Raw genomic sequence first — 15,837 nt, forward strand, 5'->3', positions numbered from 1 at the left:
CCCGCAAAATATTAATGCTGCTGTCTGGAATGACTGTTAATTGGCTGCTATTACCTTTTGATTTTGACTTCAACGGTAAAGCACAGGAAGCTAACACCAAGGCAGGTGCTTCGCCAATCTTCAACCTTGGAACTTCTTTGCTTTCCAGTTTCTCAATGACGGGATTGGACATGGATTGGTCTTCCTGGATGACAAAAATTTCTTCATTGGTACATACCCCCTTTTCTTCAGATATTTCTTCCTGGTCAAAATTTACCTCATTCTTTACCTGGGAAACTTTTCGACAATGGTTATTTAAATCAAAATATCGTGGTGAATGAATAAGACAACACAACAGAAATAAGGCTGCCACTCCCCTTAAAAGAAAAATCACTAAAGCCTTTCTTTTACTTTGTTGCTGTTTTTTCAAAAATCTTTCCCACGCCCCATCGATATAATCTTCATTGTAATCTTTCAATGAACAGATAATCTCATGAAGTATTTTATCGTCTTCTGCTTGTTTCATCACTGAAAATATCTTTTGTACAACTTCCGAAGTTCTTTTTTTGCCCGGGTCAGATAGGTCCGGGAGGAGCTCTCAGGGATTTTTAATTTTTCACCAATCTCCTTATGACTGAATCCCTCTACCTCGTACATATTAAAAACAACACGATGCAGAGAAGGCAGTTGCTTAACAAGTTCATGAAGTTCGGTCAGATATAGTCCTGTGTCAGCATCGTTTTCTTTTAAGGATATAATATCGCTTTCATTTATATTTCGTTCTTTGGAGTTCCGCCCCTTCCCTTTCCGGATTTTATCGATAGCTGTATTGATTACAACCCTTCTTAACCATCCTTTAAAATCACGCTCTTGATCATACATAAAAAACTTATCAAAAATCTTCAAGAAACTATCATCCACAACCTCAATGGCTTCACCTCGATCACCAACATATCGGATCGCGATTGCCAATGCATATCCGAAAAAATATTTGTAAAGCATTTCCTGACATTTTAACTCATTATTACTACATCCCTCAATCAACTCCTGAATGAGGTTATCATCACGCGAAGGTTGTAACATTACTCTTTTCTCTGTTTTTAATTGTTATTACGTGTGCAGGGAAGCAAATGCGACAAACGCTGGAGGTTAGTTGTAATATTTAATTTCTGGTGATATAGTTTGCAAAACATACTGAAACGATGCATCCGAATAAGAATCTATACATTGAATGAATCTGAATTATTTCGAATAGTACTATCATCTTAAAACTTATGAATTTTCCGTTTTGAAAAAGTAAAGTGCCAAATACAAGTCACCGTTTTCGCATATTTCACCAGGAACAAAATTCTCAGCGACATAAGATTGTAGAGACTAACTCTCAAAATAGATTCTTGTAGAAATAAGAAGACCGGTATTTACTTGAACAACGAAGTGTTTCTGAAGAAAAGATTAAAAACAAATTCAGGGAAGCTGGTTCGTTACTGCATTTTAATTTCACGCTGAAGAATCCAATGTTTTTCCTTAGCATGATTTATTCATGAGTATTAAACTTTTGAACTCTAATTACCAATATTACCACTCCAACAATAGGGACGATTACCACCATCAAACGTGCAATTTCAATGAAACCAATCAGCTTCAAAATATAAAATATTAGGATGACCCCTGTCCCAATAACAATCAACCCGCTCCTGATGATGATTGCCAGACCCTTTATATCAACCCGGGCTTTCTTTTCTTCCGGCAATGTGTTATATCCGGCAATTAAGTCGGGATAATTTCGCACCAAAAGGCCAATGCCCACAAACATGCATCCAAATACCAAAACAAAAACATTCATAAAGGTGGCTTATAAAATTGCCCGGTTAACAGCAGCAAAACAAGTACAAAGGTCAATATTGATTCAGGGAATTCCGGCATTTACAAGTGGTATAAAACAACTGTGACAAGTGATAAACAACCATCTTAAATACTTATTAAATAATTGCTTTTCGCCCGCCTATTCAAACCCGTTTCACAGGCTTTTATCCACAGTCAATGCCGTAAATACTTGCGTGGCATGGCATTATTATCAAGCATAATTCTTTGACAAAGGAAATTTTGGCAGATTGTAGTAATTTTTCCTCATATTTTACTATTTTCGAAATCCAGAGAGACGCACTGCAAGCCGGTCAGAGGGCTTCGTCCTGTTCAAAACCTAATTTCATTTTCTGCAATGAAAATCCTGTTTTATCTTTCTGTTGTTTTTCTTTTCTACTCATGCAGCAGTGGAAGCAAAGGCAAGCTAACTTTTTATGAAGCTAATCCCGGGGCAGGGTTTAACTTTCCTTTTTATCTTTTCATTCCGGAAGGGGCATCAACAGAAGATGTACTTACGTTGATTGTGGAGCCAAATAACTCTGGTTTCGTAGATGATGATTTTCAAAAACATAGAGAAAAAGCAGAGAGAATTGCAAGACTCGACTTTTACATGGGGAATTATCTTTCCACAAATCTTGGTCAGCCATTGATGGTCCCGGTTTTTCCACGTTCCCGGAGCCAATGGGAAATCTACACGCATTCACTTGACCGGGATGCAATGCTTCAAAAAGGTAATTCACTGGAGCGAATAGATAAACAGTTGATTCAAATGATTGATGAAGCAAAATCGGAATTGGAGACACTGGGCTACATTGTGGAAGAGCGGGTCTTTATTACCGGTTTTTCTGCTTCTGGGACTTTTGCAAATCGTTTTACAGCTCTTCACCCGGAGAAAGTGAAAGCCGTTGCAGCAGGTGGCATCAACGGACTCTTGATTATGCCAATGGATAGTTTAGAAAGCCGCCCCCTCAATTATCCCATCGGGGTAAACGATTTTAATATGCTGACCGGTGAGGATTTTAAAACCCGGGAATTCATTAATACTCCCCAATTTCTTTTTATGGGAGAAAGGGATGAAAATGATGCAATTCCTTTTGAAGATGGTTACAGCAAGGAAGAAAGAGAGCTAATATTTGAACTTCTTGGAGAACAAATGATGCCGAACAGGTGGCAGGCTTGCATTAAAGCATATCAATCCAATGGTGTAAATGCAATCTTCAAAACCTATAAAGAAACCGGGCACGAGCAAACCTCAGAAATTAAAGGGGATGTTTTGAAATTTTTCAGCATGATAAATTGATCAGTATTACGTAAAATAATGGAAATTTACGATTTCTCTATAAAGCGCCCCACCAACCATAATTATGAACCACTTATCAGCCTATTATCATACTCCAGAATTTTTTCACTTGTAATTTCACAAACCAGCATTCAAAGTCCAGTTCATCAAATATTCGTAATGCCATCATCATGCTCAGAATTATTCAGATAACGCCAATCCCGTTTTGTCGGGGCAAAAATTTTCAACATCACCCAAAAAGCTAATATTACATATTTAAAGTAGGTAATGGATGCGAGGAAAAGAGTAATAATAAATGTCGGAACAGCAAATAATAAGGCAACAAAGACTGCAATCCATTCCTTTTTTGATCCTTCTCTCTTTATATTCATTCCGCATTTCACTAAAAATATTACAGATGGTAACCCTATCCCTAAAACCACCCAGATGACTGTTGCCGAATATTCAATATTCAATCCACCAATGGATATTTTATTTGTTAATTGACTCGATATATCCATAAGAAGCACCGGAAAAAGAAAGAATGAAGGCAGTAAGAAATAATAAAAAGCAACATAAACCCAAAAGGAAAGGTATGGATGCTGCCTTCCGCCACCTAATACCCGGGTTAAAAGAAAAGTTATGCGCTTTCTGCCAGAGTTTTCTTCAATGGTTGCAAAATTAAACCCTTTAATATAGTGTGTCCTGAAGGTAGTCAAATTCCACAAAGCTAAATGCCCAAGCCTTGTTAAGCCCCAACATAGAAAACTTAAAAACAAGACCATTGTAATAAAAGTGAAATAATCCGCTGTCTGAAGCTTTTCTAAAAACAATTCCCTCTTAGCATCTTTTACTTTAGTCAAATACTTTTGTGAAACATAAGCTTTATTTCCTTGATAGGTAATTTCTGCAAACCCGGGAAATACAGGTCGTTCAATGGTTATGGTATCTCCTTGTTTGAGTTGACCTAAAACCTGACTGGTAGTACTTGCAGCTTCTCTGACATTTAATTTAGTCGCTGAAACAACAGCGTCTTCTCGAACCAGACCTTCACAAGAGCAACTTAATAATAAAATAACAAAAAGAAGAGAAAAAAGTATTTTTTGCATTTCGGCTTTACAAGGGTTAATATAAAAGCAAAAATAAAAAATAGAAAGGTATTTTCAACGAAATCCTGTACGAATCAGGTTTGAATTTCGATTCCATTATTTCTCTACCCTAAAAAATCTTTCACCTTTCTCTCCCCATCACCTCTATCATCCGCTCACTCAGCTTCAACATATTCTCCATAAGTTTCATTGTCAGTTGGGTTTGCTGCTCATCCTGCATCTGAAAATTTCCACCCACATAATTGCCGATCCCCCCAAAAGGAGAATGATGAATGCCCCCAATAAAATGACCAGGACGTGACGATAATAAAACCAATGGATCCACCTTTAACATCTCCCCGACCTTTTGAATCACCTGGACACTCAAATCCAGTTCACCCGTTTCATACTTCAAATAAATTTCCTCACTCACACCAATATGGGCAGCTATCTGGGCCGCATCAATTTCGCGCTGTTTTCTGTGCCGGGCTATATTCTCCCCGATTTGTTGATTGTCTAAAATGGAAAAATAATCGTTTCCTGTCCTCTTATCCATATTTCAAAGTTGTTTGATGCTTCTTTTTCGATAAGCTATACTACTGCTAAGAATCCGGTTTTATAACTCGAAACACTTATTATTGCATCGACAGAAAACGTACTGTTGTAGAAATTGGAATACTCAAAAATAGGAATAAAATTTATATGTGACTTAAAAAAAAATTTTAAGCATGTGCAGTATTGTTGAAGGCAAGCCTAAAAATAAGGTTGTTTTATCGTAAAATCGTCTCTGGTTGAATCTTTCCAACAAAGTAAGTGAGATGAGTTTTGACGATTTCGATAAAAGAACCGTAGTTTTTAGAGTAAAAACTGGCTCAGTCTTAGATTATTGCGATTAGCGAGGACAGTATCAAGCTTGCTTGAATACTGTCGAGTGTAGCAATAATCATGTAAATAATTATTGCGATAAACGAAAGCTATGTCAAGCTTGCTTGAACAATGCTGAGTGTAGCAATATTCATGAAATAAGTTTTTTATCCCGAAATAGGTTTTTGTTGGTTTTGGAAAATCAAAACCTTACAAAACCATGATCGGGGTCAGGGTTTAAGGGATAAAATCCCTTAAACCAACGCAACCCTGCTCATCCCAAATCATCTATTCAGTGTTTTGAAACCCAATGGAAAAATAAAAGCAAATGCTCCATGGCCCGGCATTATATCGCATGGCCCCAACTCTTCATGCCTAAAATCCCTGATAACCATTATCGTTTTTATATCATCAGCTAATACCCACTTTGCACAGGATGCAAATATAACAGGAACCATAACGAGGGCTTCCGGAACCCCTCTTCCAAACGTCCACGTTCTGGAAAAAGAAACAATGTCAATTTCGCTCTCTGATTTTTCAGGTCGATTTTCAGTTTCCACCAATAAAAACTTGTTATGGAGCCTCACATTTATTATTGATAAGAAGTCTCTGAGAAACACAGTCAAATCCGCAGAGGAAATAATTATAAAATGGTCAAATGCAAAACCACTATCTTTTAAGCGACTCAACATCGAGGAGAAAAATTTCTTCATCATTCTCATAACCTACAAAGATCATGAACAAAAGATGAAAGACCCAACCACAGAATCCCAACCCAAACAAAGTTTTTTCTTTATCGGAAATCCCGCAAAAATTTATATTTAATGAAGCAATCAGGGCCAATCAATACATTTCTCCTATGGAATCTAACAATACTCGTTCTGAAAATTCAAATCCAATCCTACCTCATCATTACCAAATCCCTCCGCCGTGCTCTCTTTTTTGCTTTAAGATTTTCAACCTGCTTTTTTCATGAGTTATTGTAATGAATTAGTCTTCTGACTTTTTCAGCAGCCCCCAATTCGTTGTTTTATTCTATTATCCCCCTAATCCACCAACTTCCCATCCCTCCTAAACACTTCTAATATAGCTGGATCGTTACGTCTGTCCGGCGCTCTCTCAGGTGCTGACGGATAGCCAACTTCAACCTGCAGGCGCCCACTGGCATCTTCTATACATATTACGGGCCAGCGACAGGTAGCAGAAGAGAGTCTTGTCCAGAAAAATCCCCGATAAATCATCTCCCCATCCACCGCAACGGAAAAGGGCGCCTGATACAGGTAGTTCTCCGGATCATTCAAAATCGCAGATATTTTATCACTCACATAAAAGACACATTCCTCAGAGGAATATCCCAGTATTTCAGAATACGGAATTATTATCGAATCCGTAGGTAAAAACATTGTTGGCTCCTCTCCTGTATCCCCTACAGTTGTCTGATACATTGGATGCAAATAGATGTCCACAGTTTTTCCCTTAGATCCATTAACAGGAATACGCTTCTCCTTTTCACAGGATCCTGTAACAACCAGAATCAATACAATTGCAACATACATCATTATTCTTTTCATAATAATTGCCGTTAGATTATTACTGTTCTAAATAGATATTTTCAAAGAACTATATGTCCTCCTAACCGACTTTTTAGGTAAAAAGGCAAGGTGTAAACAGGCTGAAAGCCTAAGAGCAATAACCCGGGGCAACGCTCCGGGTTAGGAGTTATCCCCCACACCTTTTTTTATTGGTGGGAATGCGACCAATAAAGAAATTAGAGCAAAAGCTGCCGCAGTTTTGATGCTCTTTGTCCTGAAATAGGTTTCTGTTCGTTTTGGAAAATCAAAACCTTACAAAACCATAATCGGAATTTGAACCTTCTTGGAGCAATGCCAAAAAGAATAAGTAAAATCACTATTTCAAAAGTAATTCTATTTCTGAAAAAAACTCACAAAAACCATAATCGCAACTCAATTCCTTAATGGGGCAACGCAAAAAATTCAAAAAACAAAAAATGGTTAGAGGCTGCTGGCGTCAAACAACTCCTAACCTGTCAAACGGCAATAATCCTCCAAAACTTAATAATCATAGTACAATTCAACCCTCTTCCCCGATTCCCTTCCTTTTTTCATCTCATTCAGTAGCGGCCTCACCACCCCACCTAAATCCACCCGATCTATATCCTCCAGGCTAACCCAGATAAACTGTGACGCTTCATCATTTAGAACGACCTCCTCTGTTTCTGTTCTACAAATAAAATCTATACACACAAAATGACGTTCTGAATAAAACTGTTCACTAAAAATGCTCTCATGAACACTCAGCGGACGAATATCATAGATCTCCAGACCTGTTTCTTCCTTTATCTCTCTTCTTAATGCTTCTTCCATCGGCTCCCCGGTTTCAATGTGCCCTCCAGGTATCACATACTGATTATTCCACTTGTGTGACCGACAAAGCAAAACCTTATTCTCATTGTTAAATATGAGTGCACTTACAACTGCTTCAGGTTGTTTCATTTCACCATTGATTTTTCTTTTTTCCATTCTAAAACAAATTCTTCACAACCGGTATTGGGATCCATTTGCAACCGAACAAAACGAAACCCCCTTCTGGCATAAAAAGTTACTGCTCTCGAATTCTCCGTATAAACCGTTAGTTTCAAATAGCGGTTCAACTTTTGTGCCTGAGAAAGCAACGCATTCCCAATCCCAGCCCCCTGATATTCTGGTGATACAAAAAGGGCAGCAAGGATGTCATCCACAAGAGAGATGAATCCCTTTAATTGTCCATCCTCTTCAAGCACGTATGTTCTCGAACTGGGCAGGTATCTCGTTTTCATATCTTCCAACTTCGACTGCCAGTAAGATTCCGAAACAAAATCATGCGACTGAATGGATCCTTCGAGCCAAATGGCACAAACCTTTTCAACTTCACCCTGATTATCCTGTATCTTTCGTATCATTATTCAAAAATAGTTTTATCAACGGTAAACATCTCCTTCAGAATCCTTTTATTTAAGTTTACCCCGCCTCTGATCTTTTCAAAAGACGTCTCACTCAACTTTTGGTTGCTTTGATTCTCCCTTATTTGGTTCAAAAATAAGACAGGAAATAACGCAAAAGTAGCACACCAAAACTCCAACCATAATTTCTGACTACCTGATATTCTTCTTATTCGTTTCATTATTATAGTTCATCATGAAAAATCCGCATTCATAATCCCCGAAAAATTTTTACAAAAAACAATATCTGTTCAGAAGGTTTCATTTACAAGGAAAATTCAGACTTTCCTTTTCGTAAATTAGTAACTTTCGGTCAATCGCAACGCGGTAAATGGTCTCAAATAGCCAAAAAACAACTAAATTCCGGCCGGAAATCGTAAAACCCCGGCCGGAAAACCAATGAATAATTGTCCCCTAAATCCGATGCAATGTTACAAAAACAATTATTTTCTTCTTAAAACTTCGGTTATTAAAAACCACTTAAACAACTGTTTGACAACCATTCACACTCAAAAATACTTCTCAATAACAACTATTATTGCAACCAAACCTTAAAAAACAGATTATTCATTTCGCAATGAAGAACAAATCAAAAAGAAACCACTGGGTAGACAATCTCCGCTCCACCATCACAATAATGGTCGTAGCTCACCACTCTGCACTTTCCTACACCACCTTTGCATGGTTTGATAAGGACAAATACATCAACTCAACCCATCCGGTTGTAGATACGCAAAGATGGGTCGGACTGGATATTTTTCAGAATTTCAATGATGTTTTCTTTATGGCACTCATGTTCCTGATTGGTGGTCTCTTCCTTTCACGAAGTATTCTTAAAAAAGGCTCCCTTAATTTCATTCGTGACAGATTCTTTCGGCTTTTTATCCCATTCTTGTTACTGGGCACACTCTTTATGCTCATCGCCTATTTCCCCCCATTCTTCATCTCAACAAACGACACCAATATCCTTCATTACATTCAGGACTTCTTCACCGAACAAAGGTGGCCGGTTGGTCCTCCCTGGTTTATATGGGTACTTTTCTTTTTTAATCTCATCTTCGCAGGCACATGGTTCTTTCTGTCAAAAACGGTTCAACTATCCGGAAGAATAATAAATGTGTTCAAAAACCATCCGATAAAATTTATGGCCATTATATTTGTGGCCACATGGATCCTTTATGTCCCCATGGCTTATAATGTCGGAGCAGGAACCTGGGTGGGCTTTGGCCCCTTTGATTTCCAACTAAGTCGGATTCTCCTCTACTTTGGTTATTTTTTTATAGGGATAAAAATTGGAACCACCGATTTCAGCAGCACAATTTTCAATCGTGAATCCCCCATTGTCAAAAAATGGTGGCTTTGGGCCTCTCTGGCCTTAATCGTTTATGCAATCTTAACCATAATTACAGCTCCACTAACAAATTGGATACAAAAAGGGGCCACCCATGAATTCTATGCCTGGATGATCTACCTAACGGTTTTTTCAGCCTCATGCACACTCAGCAGCATCGCATTAATCACCACCTTTCGCAGGTTAATCAAAACAGAAAACTGCTGGTGGAATTCACTTTCCCAAAATGCCTATTTGATTTACCTTATCCATTACATCTTTGTCTTATGGAGCCAGTATTTCCTTTTAACCCTGGAAGTGCATGCATTCATAAAGTTCCTAATCACCTTTATTTCTGCATTGATATTAAGCTGGATGATCAGCCATTTCCTTCACAAAATCAAAATCGTAAAACAGTACATATAATTAGGGCTTGCGGAATAACACCTGACAGCTTAAAAGCAACAAGTTTATCGTATGTTTTTTTTGAAAACACAAGACATTGATTGTAAGTCGTCAACCTCTAACAATTCCACAGAATGTTATTTTAGAAAAAAAGAAAGTCACTGTTCAAACAGTACGCGGGCCCGTCCGCTTCCCGGGCCGACAGTGGCGGGAAGCCAAAATAGACGACTTTCATGGCCTTGCGCCAGTGTCGTTTCGTGCATAAAATAATATAAAAGTTGAAATTGAAGACATCTATGGCCCAAGAGTTCGGTCGCGCTTGCGCGAAATGTGTAACCTCATCGCTTTCCCCGTCTCAACCCCTGATAAAAGGCGGTAGGATAGGCTAATTCCATTTGGCCATATTAGCATCCTTGACATTTCAAAATCAATCACTTAATTTTATAATTGGGTTAGGGTTTTAACTCTGGTGAGCCATATTTTAAGAGTTTCAGCGTTAATCTGAGAAATGGAGAGAAAGGCTTTTTTCAAATGCTTATCTGACTATAATTTCTTAAATTTTTTATTTTTAATCTGAGTACACAAAATCAAATACAATAATTACCCTATGCTACCCAAAATATTCTTTTTAAATTATAATTACTTTATTCATTTTTTTAATAAGATATCTCTTAGGGAAATATCACAATCTCCAAATACTGGTTACCGATGTCAAAAACAGTACACAACACATCCCATTAAGATATCAATAGGTCACCTTTTCTTATGATAATAGGTAAATAAAATTACCTAAGCACTTTTATATTATTGTAAGTAAATATTTAAAACCAAATACTTCAATGCTATGAATATTAAACTTTTTAAGTATCGACCCAGATGCTCAAAATGTGATCATAAAATGATTTATAATGAACATCTCCAAACATTTTTTTGTCCTTTTTGTGATCCCCTATATGTAAAGTCTGTTGTAACGGTAAAAAGTGGAGAGCACCCTGCTGAAATAAAATTACCTGACTCTATAAGTGAAAAACTAACATTAGGATTAACAAAGAATATTAATAATTCTAAAACCGATTTTACGAATGGAGAAAGATAATATTGTATCCACACAATCAGATAAGAGTTCTAATGTGGGTAGACAAATAGCTTTTGGCTTAATTGGTGTTTCATGGACATTAACACAAAATGGGGATGGGTTTAATATGACATTATTTCCAGCATTAAGTCTTTTGTTTTTAGTAATATTTTTTTCGATAGATTTAATACAATACTACGTTACTGCAATTAATTATAGAGCGACAATTAATGATTTTAATATTGCCAAGATTTACATTGAGAATAGTCCAAAATTAGATAGAGATGAAAAGAATGCTAAATTTGCTTTTATTCAAGAAAACTTTGATACTAAGAGATATAAAATAATAAGATTTTCTTTTCTTTTATTCAATATTAAGTTTTGGGTATTGCCAATTCCTGTTGTGTTATTGCTTATACATATTGTTCAGATTATTAAATAAAAACATTTGCTAATACACCATACTTCCCATTTTAGACTCAATTGTGTACCTTTTCTCAAAATACAAGATAAATAACATTATCTGGGTGCATTTATTATAATGGTTGGGTGGAAGAATAAAACTGCTATTGGAAAGCACAAAACAATTCCGAAAATACAAAAAAAAAATAAAAAAAAGCTCCCATTCTTACTGTTTCTTATAACTTTGTAATCGTCAAAAACAAATGGATGTTAACTTCTAATTCGGATATTGTTCTGTAAACAATCTGTACGTTTTGTATAGATTGTATCTTCGTTTGCTCTCGGATAATTCTTTCTGAGAGTGATTTTCTATTTAAATATTTTAAGTTTTATTCTGCATACAATGATGAAAGCCTTGCGATGTTTTCATGTATGCAACAAAATAAAAGAAAATGAATAAAGAACAACAGACAATTCACGAATTTGATTTGAATATTATCTATGATTTTTTTTCAAATACAGAGCGTCAGGGCCCTGGTAGTCCCGAAGAAACGCTAAAGGCATTGAGCTTTATTGGCGGTCTAACCAAGAACTCTAAAATTGTCGATATTGGTTGTGGCACAGGGGGGCAAACTATGGTATTGGGAGAAAATACACAGTGTAAAATTACAGGTGTTGATAACTGGCCAGATTTTATAAATAAGTTCAACCAAAATGCCCAGGTTAAAAACCTACAGGACAGAGTTAAAGGCATTGTCGGCAATATGGAAAATCTTCCGTTTCAAGAAGAAGAATTAGACTTGATTTGGTCGGAAGGGGCAATTTATAACATTGGATTTGAGCGTGGACTGAACGAGTGGCGGAAATTTCTGAAACAGGGCGGATATATTGCAGTTACAGAAAACACCTGGTTTAGCGAACAACGACCTACGGAAATTCAGGACTTTTGGCAAAAAGCCTATCCCGAAATAGATACAGTGGCAAACAAGGTTGCTCAAATGCAAAAAGCAGGCTATCTTCCGATTGCCACCTATATGCTGCCCGAGACAATTTGGACTGACTATTATGCCTGGCAAAAATTGAGACGAGAATCTTTTCTTAAGATACATGAAGGAAATAAAGCCATAGAAAGATTTGTCGATTCGATGCAATACGAGGCAGAGTTATATGATAAATATAAATCATATTATGGTTATATGTTTTATATTGGAAAAAAGATTAAAATCTGAATAAATATTCAGTCTGACAAATTGTGATATTAATAATTCCTTTCGTGTGTAATCATTTACGCACGAAAGGTTTTTTGCCAATATTACACTTTCAACACTCTTTATCATGTCAATTGGCAATTAACCTTAGAAAGTGGGCTACGCCTATTTTGCTTTTGAGTGGCAAAAAGTCAATTGCATCATCTATTGTTTGAAGTTATTCCTCCCTTGTAATTCAGGATTCAGGCCTTCCTGTCATTTTTGGGGAATTACATTTTAATCCGGACATAAGGAAGTACGCTATATCAAAACTCCCGGCATATCAGATATACCGGGAGTTTACCTTAATTATTCTACAACATTAATCACTTCCTGATTAATCTTTCGTATTTTTTCTTCATCAACTTTGATAACCTTTCTGTCATAGGTGATCAAACCGTTAACTTCAGCTTCCACATCGGTAGTTTGGGTATATACGGCAGCAGAGAATCCTGCTTTCGCAAGTTTCCTTAGCTCATGGGCAAAACGTATGTATTCATCCGTAACCTCTTTGGATGACTTAAACTGTACGTATCCCCAATTCCGGTCTTTCGCCCACAAATGCCCTTTCAATGCCAATCCTATACCTCCATATTCTCCCAGCACGGTTGCTCTTGCCGCATCATAAAGATAGAGTTGAGGATCAGGGTAATTATGCAAATCAAGCATATCTCCCATCTGGTAATGATTACCTCCACTGGCCGGGTTCACCAGTCTTGAGGGATCATACTCCTTTGTCCACGCCGTAATCTCCTCTGTTTTAAATTGTCCCCAGGCCTCATTAAAGGGAACCCAGACGGCAATACTCGGATAGGAATAAAGATAATCCATTATATCTTTCCATTCTTTCCTGAATATCTGTTCCGAACGGACGGTACGCTGAAACTCCATCCCGTCAAAATAGGTTTTGTTTTGCCATTCGGGCCCGGAATCTCCGTTTGGCATGTCCTGCCACACCAAAATGCCAAGGCGGTCACAATGGGTATACCAACGGGCGGGTTCCACTTTTACATGCTTACGAATCATATTATACCCAAAATCTTTGGTTTTCTCAATGTCGTACCTTAAGGCTTCATCGCTTGGAGCAGTATATAATCCGTCGGGCCACCAGCCCTGATCCAGCGGTCCGAAATGAAAAATATTTTCGTTGTTGAGTTGCAATCTGACAATCCCATTTTCATCACGCTCCATAGAAATTTTACGCATAGCAAAATAACTGTTCACCTGATCTGTCTCCTCTCCATTCTTCAACAACACTACCTCCATATCATACAAAAAGGGAGAATCTGGACTCCATTTTTTAGGATTATCCAAATGAATCTCCACAGGTTGCGAAGCAGAGGCACTAGACATAGCGATGATTTTTCCATCAGTTTTAACAGTCACTTTCACCACATCACCATACCCCCCTCCACAAACTTTTGCTTCTACAGATACGGAGTTCTTGTCAATATCAGGAGTGGTCCGAACATCTGCGGTGTAAGTTTCGGAAACCGGCTCCATCCAAACCGTTTGCCAAATACCGGTTACCGGAGTGTACCATATTCCTTCCGGATTGTTAACCTGCTTCCCTCTGGGTTGAGGCCCGTTATCTGTGGGATCCCATACTTTAACAGTTAATTCCTGATGGCCATTACCCTCCAAAAAGGGAGCGATATCGAACGAAAACGGAGTATAACCACCTTCATGAGTTCCGACCTTAATGTCATTTACCCAAACATCCGTCTTCCAGTCAACAGCTCCAAAGTGCAACAGCACCTTTTTGTCGGACCAGCTTTCCGGAACATCAAAGGTTCGATGATACCATACAATATTCTCTTCACCAACCCTTTCCTGAACCCCGCTGAGGCTGGATTCGACGGCAAAAGGAACCAGTATTTGCCCGTCAAACTCTGAAGGAAGAGCATTCTGAACAGGTGTAATGGCATACTGCCACAGACCATTCAGATTCTTCCATTCTTCCCGTTCCATTATTGGCCGGGGATATTCGGGTAATACATTTTCCGGATCAATCTCATCTGCCCAGGAGGTTTTTATATTATCTCCTGCCGGCTTCCACTGGGCCTGAGAAAACATCCCCAACGCTATGGCAATGGAAAATATCGACAAAGCTTTTTTTAACATATTCAATATTTTACAAATTTGACTATTCAGTTTCTACCTCAAACGAATCCACTGACCTGGTATGATGTTCCTCTTTTTTCCAGAGAAACAAAAAGGAAATCAAGCTGATTAACAGAAACTATTTAGATCTTAGTTGCATATTTATTCTGATTTATCCCAGACAGGCATTTGTATATCTCTAATTCCCGGAGTGTCATTTTTCACTTCCGGCCATCCATCAATCCAGCTCACCCTATCCAGCATCAACACACGCCCGTCCGGATTTTTAACATCCACGGCGTGATACAACAACCAATCGTTTCCTGCATCATCGCTAACAATTTCGGAATTATGCCCTGTACCTACAAAACGGTTGTTCTTACGTATCAAAACTTCATGATTATTATCCATCATCCTATTCCCATCCTTGTCGAGAAAAGGGCCAAACAAATTATCCGACCGCCCGACAACCGTAGTATAAGTACTATTCACTCCCTCACAGCAACTTCCGATTGAAGCAAACATATACCAGAAACCATCCTTCCTGTGAATATAGGTTCCCTCATAAGCGGTTCCGGCAATTTGCTGCTTTTCAGCGCCGGGCTTTAGACTCAACCCGTCATCGCTAAGCTCAATGGCATAAATGCCTCTGAAACTTCCCCAAAAAAGATATTTTTTACCTTCTTCCTCTATATAAAAAGGATCGATTGAGTTCTGAACATCTATTTCGTTGCTTCTGAAGAGTTTTCCAAGATCGGTGAATGGCCCTTCAGGACTGTCACTAACAGCCACTCCGATTCCACAGGTCCATTCGCCGCCCCACACAGACATGGAATAATATAAAACATACTGATCGTTGATGAAATTAATATCAGGGGCCCACAAACCTCCCTGAGGTTCAAAATCCGGTCGCGAGTCCTCAGTAAAAGCCGTTCCCGTATATTCCCAATCCACCAGATTCTTTGATTTATGGATGGGCATATTCCGAATATCTTCCGTTGCATAGAGATAAAACGAGCCATCTTCAGCTTTTATAACTGTTGGATCCGGAAGACTATAATCTACCACCGGATTATCATAAACAGGTTGTTCGGAAACATTCTCCTGTTCTTCAGGTTTTTCTTCGTTATTTTTATTGCAGGAACATCCTGCCAATAAAAGTGCGCCGGTAAAAATTGTTATCACTACATTCTTCATAAGGTGA

Annotated in this window: 15 protein-coding genes; 4 read left to right on the forward strand and 11 right to left on the reverse strand. The window is 38.0% G+C overall.

Annotated elements, in window-relative coordinates; all coding sequences use genetic code 11:
• From QZZ43_RS13975 to QZZ43_RS13985, 3 genes are all read right to left on the reverse strand, one after another.
• A partial coding sequence (locus tag QZZ43_RS13975) for a hypothetical protein (RefSeq protein ID WP_291860592.1) occupies positions 1–508 on the reverse strand: 508 nt, incomplete at its 3' end.
• Positions 505–1,062 carry an RNA polymerase sigma factor gene (locus QZZ43_RS13980; protein ID WP_291860595.1) on the reverse strand — a complete coding sequence of 186 codons (558 nt, stop codon included), beginning with the start codon at positions 1,060–1,062 and terminating at the stop codon, positions 505–507. The genes QZZ43_RS13975 and QZZ43_RS13980, both read right to left, overlap by 4 nt.
• Before the next feature lie 451 nt (positions 1,063–1,513).
• Positions 1,514–1,822, reverse strand: a complete 309-nt coding sequence (locus tag QZZ43_RS13985) for a DUF3784 domain-containing protein (RefSeq protein WP_291860598.1) — start codon at positions 1,820–1,822, stop codon at positions 1,514–1,516.
• Between the two features lie 375 nt (positions 1,823–2,197).
• Between QZZ43_RS13985 and QZZ43_RS13990 the strand changes: the two genes are divergently transcribed.
• Complete coding sequence (locus QZZ43_RS13990) at positions 2,198–3,142, forward strand: hypothetical protein (RefSeq protein WP_291860600.1); 945 nt, start codon at positions 2,198–2,200, stop codon at positions 3,140–3,142.
• A 146-nt stretch (positions 3,143–3,288) separates the two neighbouring features.
• Here QZZ43_RS13990 and QZZ43_RS13995 read toward each other — a convergent pair whose 3' ends face one another.
• The 6 genes from QZZ43_RS13995 to QZZ43_RS14020 form a co-directional block, all read right to left on the reverse strand.
• Complete coding sequence (locus tag QZZ43_RS13995; RefSeq protein ID WP_291860602.1) at positions 3,289–4,230, reverse strand: SH3 domain-containing protein; 942 nt, start codon at positions 4,228–4,230, stop codon at positions 3,289–3,291.
• Between the two features lie 121 nt (positions 4,231–4,351).
• Positions 4,352–4,765 carry a helix-turn-helix transcriptional regulator gene (locus QZZ43_RS14000; RefSeq protein ID WP_291860605.1) on the reverse strand — a complete coding sequence of 138 codons (414 nt, stop codon included), beginning with the start codon at positions 4,763–4,765 and terminating at the stop codon, positions 4,352–4,354.
• 592 nt (positions 4,766–5,357) lie between these two features.
• A complete protein-coding gene (locus tag QZZ43_RS14005; protein WP_291860608.1) occupies positions 5,358–5,795 on the reverse strand; it encodes a hypothetical protein in 438 nt (145 codons plus the stop codon).
• A gap of 324 nt (positions 5,796–6,119) precedes the next feature.
• Entirely contained in the window at positions 6,120–6,644 is a 525-nt protein-coding gene (locus QZZ43_RS14010) for a hypothetical protein (RefSeq protein ID WP_291860611.1), read from the reverse strand.
• A 501-nt stretch (positions 6,645–7,145) separates the two neighbouring features.
• Complete coding sequence (locus QZZ43_RS14015; RefSeq protein ID WP_291860614.1) at positions 7,146–7,613, reverse strand: NUDIX domain-containing protein; 468 nt, start codon at positions 7,611–7,613, stop codon at positions 7,146–7,148.
• Positions 7,583–8,032: an N-acetyltransferase gene (locus QZZ43_RS14020; protein ID WP_291860617.1), complete on the reverse strand. Its 450-nt coding sequence runs from the start codon at positions 8,030–8,032 to the stop codon at positions 7,583–7,585. Before QZZ43_RS14020 ends, QZZ43_RS14015 begins: the two co-directional genes overlap by 31 nt.
• Positions 8,033–8,648: 616 nt before the next feature.
• Here QZZ43_RS14020 and QZZ43_RS14025 point away from each other — a divergent pair.
• From QZZ43_RS14025 to QZZ43_RS14035, 3 genes are all read left to right on the forward strand, one after another.
• The gene (locus QZZ43_RS14025) at positions 8,649–9,827 is read left to right on the forward strand and encodes an acyltransferase (RefSeq protein ID WP_291860620.1); all 1,179 of its coding nucleotides are present in this window, start codon (positions 8,649–8,651) and stop codon (positions 9,825–9,827) included.
• A 1,061-nt stretch (positions 9,828–10,888) separates the two neighbouring features.
• The gene (locus QZZ43_RS14030; protein WP_291860622.1) at positions 10,889–11,323 is read left to right on the forward strand and encodes a hypothetical protein; all 435 of its coding nucleotides are present in this window, start codon (positions 10,889–10,891) and stop codon (positions 11,321–11,323) included.
• 412 nt (positions 11,324–11,735) lie between these two features.
• Positions 11,736–12,512, forward strand: a complete 777-nt coding sequence (locus QZZ43_RS14035; RefSeq protein WP_291860625.1) for a class I SAM-dependent methyltransferase — start codon at positions 11,736–11,738, stop codon at positions 12,510–12,512.
• A 327-nt stretch (positions 12,513–12,839) separates the two neighbouring features.
• Here the strand turns inward: QZZ43_RS14035 and QZZ43_RS14040 are convergent, their stop codons facing one another.
• Positions 12,840–14,654, reverse strand: coding sequence for a glycoside hydrolase family 2 protein (locus tag QZZ43_RS14040; protein ID WP_291860628.1), 1,815 nt, complete (start codon positions 14,652–14,654; stop codon positions 12,840–12,842).
• A 141-nt stretch (positions 14,655–14,795) separates the two neighbouring features.
• Complete coding sequence (locus tag QZZ43_RS14045; RefSeq protein ID WP_291860631.1) at positions 14,796–15,830, reverse strand: family 43 glycosylhydrolase; 1,035 nt, start codon at positions 15,828–15,830, stop codon at positions 14,796–14,798.
• Positions 15,831–15,837: the final 7 nt, after the last annotated feature.

Origin of the sequence: Marinilabilia sp. (assembly GCF_016278715.1) — a bacterium.
GTDB lineage: Bacteria > Bacteroidota > Bacteroidia > Bacteroidales > Marinilabiliaceae > Marinilabilia.

What these genes read in the sequence shown, in the direction of transcription:
- QZZ43_RS14010 (WP_291860611.1), bottom strand. Translation starts at nt 6,644, where the DNA reads ATGAAAAGAATAATGATGTATGTTGCAATTGTATTGATTCTGGTTGTT.
- QZZ43_RS14025 (WP_291860620.1), top strand. Translation starts at nt 8,649, where the DNA reads ATGAAGAACAAATCAAAAAGAAACCACTGGGTAGACAATCTCCGCTCC.
- QZZ43_RS14035 (WP_291860625.1), top strand. Translation starts at nt 11,736, where the DNA reads ATGAATAAAGAACAACAGACAATTCACGAATTTGATTTGAATATTATC.
- QZZ43_RS14015 (WP_291860614.1), bottom strand. Translation starts at nt 7,613, where the DNA reads ATGGAAAAAAGAAAAATCAATGGTGAAATGAAACAACCTGAAGCAGTT.
- QZZ43_RS14020 (WP_291860617.1), bottom strand. Translation starts at nt 8,032, where the DNA reads ATGATACGAAAGATACAGGATAATCAGGGTGAAGTTGAAAAGGTTTGT.
- QZZ43_RS14005 (WP_291860608.1), bottom strand. Translation starts at nt 5,795, where the DNA reads ATGAGAATGATGAAGAAATTTTTCTCCTCGATGTTGAGTCGCTTAAAA.
- QZZ43_RS14045 (WP_291860631.1), bottom strand. Translation starts at nt 15,830, where the DNA reads ATGAAGAATGTAGTGATAACAATTTTTACCGGCGCACTTTTATTGGCA.
- QZZ43_RS13985 (WP_291860598.1), bottom strand. Translation starts at nt 1,822, where the DNA reads ATGAATGTTTTTGTTTTGGTATTTGGATGCATGTTTGTGGGCATTGGC.
- QZZ43_RS14000 (WP_291860605.1), bottom strand. Translation starts at nt 4,765, where the DNA reads ATGGATAAGAGGACAGGAAACGATTATTTTTCCATTTTAGACAATCAA.
- QZZ43_RS14040 (WP_291860628.1), bottom strand. Translation starts at nt 14,654, where the DNA reads ATGTTAAAAAAAGCTTTGTCGATATTTTCCATTGCCATAGCGTTGGGG.
- QZZ43_RS13990 (WP_291860600.1), top strand. Translation starts at nt 2,198, where the DNA reads ATGAAAATCCTGTTTTATCTTTCTGTTGTTTTTCTTTTCTACTCATGC.
- QZZ43_RS13980 (WP_291860595.1), bottom strand. Translation starts at nt 1,062, where the DNA reads ATGTTACAACCTTCGCGTGATGATAACCTCATTCAGGAGTTGATTGAG.
- QZZ43_RS13995 (WP_291860602.1), bottom strand. Translation starts at nt 4,230, where the DNA reads ATGCAAAAAATACTTTTTTCTCTTCTTTTTGTTATTTTATTATTAAGT.
- QZZ43_RS14030 (WP_291860622.1), top strand. Translation starts at nt 10,889, where the DNA reads ATGGAGAAAGATAATATTGTATCCACACAATCAGATAAGAGTTCTAAT.